General features: G+C 50.4%; 2 protein-coding genes and 1 pseudogene. All 3 read right to left on the reverse strand.

The genetic code is table 11. The features are described 5' to 3' along the window. Window positions 1-423: 423 nt before the first annotated feature. Entirely contained in the window at window positions 424-1,089 is a 666-nt protein-coding gene (locus JCM12296_RS51165) for a WD40 repeat domain-containing protein (protein ID WP_422699209.1), read from the reverse strand. 71 nt (window positions 1,090-1,160) lie between these two features. Next, a pseudogene (locus tag JCM12296_RS32830) lies at window positions 1,161-3,509 on the reverse strand (TIR domain-containing protein); the annotation flags it as partial. A gap of 179 nt (window positions 3,510-3,688) precedes the next feature. Then, window positions 3,689-4,111, reverse strand: coding sequence for a hypothetical protein (locus JCM12296_RS39375; protein WP_157068126.1), 423 nt, complete (start codon window positions 4,109-4,111; stop codon window positions 3,689-3,691). Between the last annotated feature and the right edge of the window lie 152 nt (window positions 4,112-4,263).

A 4,263-nucleotide genomic window follows, 5' to 3' on the forward strand; every position in this document is an offset into this window, starting at 1 on the left:
CGTGCGGAAAGATGCGTGTTCACCCCGGGAGATCTGCCGCGTTGTCCATATGGACTGACCAAACCGTAAGGGGCGACCATCGCGCGGCAGAAGTCAGCAGACGGCATAGTAGCCGGTGGAAACGAGCCGGGCCTCCCAAATACGGGAGAAGTATACCCGGAGGTCTCACCCCGGTGAAGGCCTGAACGGTGCCCGGACCGAATGGTACGGGTAAATGGTTATGGTTGACAAAGAGCGTATTCTTACCGGCTTAATGCAGCAGCTGCTGAAATGCCGATAGCGTTGCGTTCCCAAAGACCAGGCAGACCAATTTCCAGCAGGTCTGTTTCAACCAGCCGAATCGCCGGATACGCGATCCGTATGTCCGGTGGTGTGGGAGGGGGTGACCGTGAGGTCACTCCCTATCCCTATAGCCCTGTTCGTTCATTCAATACTTGCTTTAATTGAGTTTGATCCCATATTTCCGGGAAGAGTAAGATTCGAACACGTTTTCCTATACGGTAACGGACTCATATAGAGGCGCCATTCAGATTTGGATAGATTCCGCGTCAAACGGCTGCACACTGCCGTCACCAGATCTCCGCCGCGCCAATGAAAGATGCGCATGATCGAACCGGACTCGGTCGCAAGAAGTAGTCCGTCCGGGCTGAACGCCAACCGATCAACCCCGTCGGAATGATCCAAGCGCGCAAGCATTTCACCATCGGACAGAGCCCAAATGCGTGCAGACTTATCTTCGCTTGCACTGGCAAGGTAGCCCCCATCGGGACTGAACGCGATGTCATTGACTCGATTTGTGTACTGTTGCCAAGGTCTGCCAGTGCTACGATGTCGAAATATGCCAATTTGTCGCTTGGAAGCGATTTCCCAAACACGAATATTCTCATCATCCAAAGATACGCTGAATGCACCAGTTTGAGGGAATGAGCCCTTAGCTGTGGCGAGCAATTGCCCGTTCGGACTAAAGGCTATCGCCGATACAAAAGCCTCGTGCGGCAAGTGCGCAAGTAGTTCACCGGTAGACACAGACCATACGCGCGCGGACCGATCTTTTGACCCAGTGGCAAGCTGTTTGCCATCAGGCTGAATAGGACCTTTATGACAGTGTCTTGGTGCTCAAAACGTCTGACTTCTGCTCCATTGGTGACAGACCACAAACGTGCGGTCTTATCCATGCTTGCCGTTGCAAGGAAGCGTGCATCCGGGCTGAATTGCATATCAACTATAGAGGAAGAGATTGTGGGATCTTTCGCGTGACGAACCCAAACAACTTCTTGACCACTTTGGCAGTCCCAAATTCGCACCCCTGTTGAGCGCGGAGGACCAAAATCAATTGTGATTACACCAGGCTCTTTGCTTTGGGTGTCGTCTTCTGTTTCCTTCGACAGTTCCTCCCAAGTGGCCAAATATCGGCAATCGCGGCTCATTGCTATACGTTTTCTCAGGGGATAGGTAACGAGTCGATTGGGGCCGCCACCTGCACCATCGCTCCAGACCTTCACCGGGCATACCACGCCATCTGCCGCGATCAAGCGTCGGTCCCACTCCGGGCTTTCCGATCCAGTCAATGACTTCTTGCTTGGGTATTGCGTCCCGGTGACGACGTCGAAAACGCGGGAGTGGTGCTCTGAGCTTGCGGTCAACAGCCCCTTCGCTTCGTCGACAAATCCCACCAATTGAGCGCCATCAGCCTGAATCTGCGTCACCAATAATGGAATAGTAGCAGTGATGTCCCAAACGGCAGCTGTCCCGTCTTCACTCGCCGTAGCTAGGGTTGTGCCATCCGACGAAAAGTGTACCTCATAAACATCTCCAGCGTGTGGGATACGCTGCAATTCTCCGCCCGTCTCGACATCCCAGATGCGCGCCGTCCCGTCGCGACCGCTCGTGGCGAGAAGGCGAGCGTCTGGTGACAAAGCAACGTCCCAAATACCGACGTCATGCTCCACTACTTGGATTTCTTCCAAATTGGAAATACAGAACACTTTTGCCGAGCCATCGTGACTACCGGTCGCGAGAAATTGCCCGTCTTCGCTTATGGCAACGGCGCTTGCTCCCGATTTGTGACGAACATGGAGAATTTCCTTGCAGTTTGGTACTTGCCAAAGTCTCACGGTATTGTCGTCAAGCGCTGCAGCAAGAAGCGTCCCGTCTCTGTTGAGTGCGACGTCCATCACCCAATCCACCTTGCATCGCATTACTTCCTCGAGAGTTGGAACATCAACGACCAGTATCTGGAACTGCTTTCCACCAATCGCCAAGCGTCTTGCATCATCACTGAAAGCGATTACCCTAGTAGATCCGACACCGAGCTTCTTCCTTGCAACCTCCTCGATTCTCCCATCTCCTGAAACATCCCATATAACAGTCTCGCGCCCGACCACTGCGAGTCGGCGACCGCTTGGCGCAAAGTCAACGCCCGCATATTGTTCCGGATATGTCAACAAAGTTTCGCCGTTGTCCGCTCGCCACGCCGCGACCGCACCCTCATAGCTAGATGCAGCAAGTATTTGTCCGTCCGGACTTACAGCGATATCTATTACTGACTTTGAAAAGGTTCTTCGCTGGACCTCTGTGCCATCTGTTATTTTCCAAACTCGTGCACTACCATCGTGGCTCGCGGTGAGCAATTTTTCGTCGCCCGGTAGAAACTGCACCCCGATTACCTCATCTTCGTGCACAAAACTGGAGATTCTTCTAGCAAGAAGTTTTGCGCTTTTGTGTAACTGGCGTTCAGCTACCACAGACGGTTCTAGACGCATTGACTCGATTGCAAGCAGAGCAGCCAAGTGTGGGTGATCGATGTTGTTCGTGGCTTGAGCGCTTAACTGATTTGCCAGAACAGCCCGTGCCCTCCGCTGAGCAATAAAAAACTGCGCTGTTAAGGCTATTGCCAAACTGACAACGAGCACAGTTCCAGAAAATATCAGCCGGCGTGCAAGGTGAAATTGGCGTCGGTCTTCGCCAATGAGTGAATCTTTCGGTTTATCAAGTAGCGTTGCGGCCAACGTACCGACATCATCAAGCCAACGTTCGTCGCGTCTAAAGAATTCTGAATTGACGTGCGTCCAACGAAGATCGAGGTAGAGAGGTTCGTGCTTAAACTGACCGGCAAGCAAGGAAGGGAGAGCGTCAGTAGCATGCCAATCGAAATCTCTTAGTTGGTTGTTCCAGATGATCTGTCCGTGCGTCAGGATTAAGCAAAAATTCTCCAACCGATGGTCGTGGGTTTGCATCCATTCCTGGATCTCCATATTGACCCACGGTGAAGCTGCGGCTTGAGGTGACGCCAGAAGAATTAAATACTCTGATGCACGTAACTTCTTTCTAATCTCCGGCCACAATTCGGGTGTAAGTTGCAGGCCGGTCTTATCTCGAAATACGTGCATTGTCCGGAGCCGATAGAACGGCTTCCCAAATCGATGCAGAGCAGACTGCAAAGCTGGCGCCAGCCGCTTATCTGCTGCGTGACTGTAGGAGAGGAAAGCCTTGTAATTTCTTGTCTCCATCGATAAAGTGTCAACTTCTTCAGGCGTTTATAGGGACACGCAGCAAATGCCGCTGCGGCCATGGCTTATTTTGGAATTTCGTCCGATACGCTGTCTGGGCTAACGGATGAACTAAGCAGCGGGAGCACGGCCTATTTTTCCACCCCCGCAAGTTGTTCCCCGTCTGCTTAAGTGAAATGTTATAACTCTTTTAATTTAAACAAACTTCTCATATAGTTCATTTTTGAATCATCCAATTCCCAATACTCTGTACCTTGAGACTTTGATTCGTTTTGACTTCCGATCCAGTTATTTCCGAACCAAACAATAAAAATTGTTTTACCATCTGAATTTCTAAAATGAGCGGAGTTATTTGGTGGTGACATATCAAATCTGTTTGAATCTACTTTTAGATTTTCTTTTTCAAGCAAATGACAAATCGATTCTATTTCTGAAGCTTTCTGAAAAATTGTAACCGTTCTTGTTCCTGTACTCTCAAAAGCTTTAACCTCAATTTTTACAGCATTATTGAGTGTTGATAAATCGACGCCACGGCGTGGCTGTTCGGAACAACTTACCAGTAAAATTACCAAAACAAGTATTGTATATAGTATTTTCTTCATAAGTTATAACGGTGAAGTGAGGGGCGCCACGAACGAACTTCAAGAAAAACGCCAAAAATCTCAGCGTCCCCTCAACTGCCTTGTGTACGCCCGGCATGGGCGTGAACTTATGGGGTGTAAGTCCCCTATGTGTGAACCCGATCGGAGTACTA

It is taken from the genome of Desulfosarcina cetonica JCM 12296 (assembly GCF_001311845.1).
In the GTDB taxonomy this organism is placed as follows: domain Bacteria; phylum Desulfobacterota; class Desulfobacteria; order Desulfobacterales; family Desulfosarcinaceae; genus Desulfosarcina; species Desulfosarcina cetonica.

What these genes read in the sequence shown, in the direction of transcription:
- JCM12296_RS39375 (WP_157068126.1), bottom strand. Translation starts at nt 4,111, where the DNA reads ATGAAGAAAATACTATATACAATACTTGTTTTGGTAATTTTACTGGTA.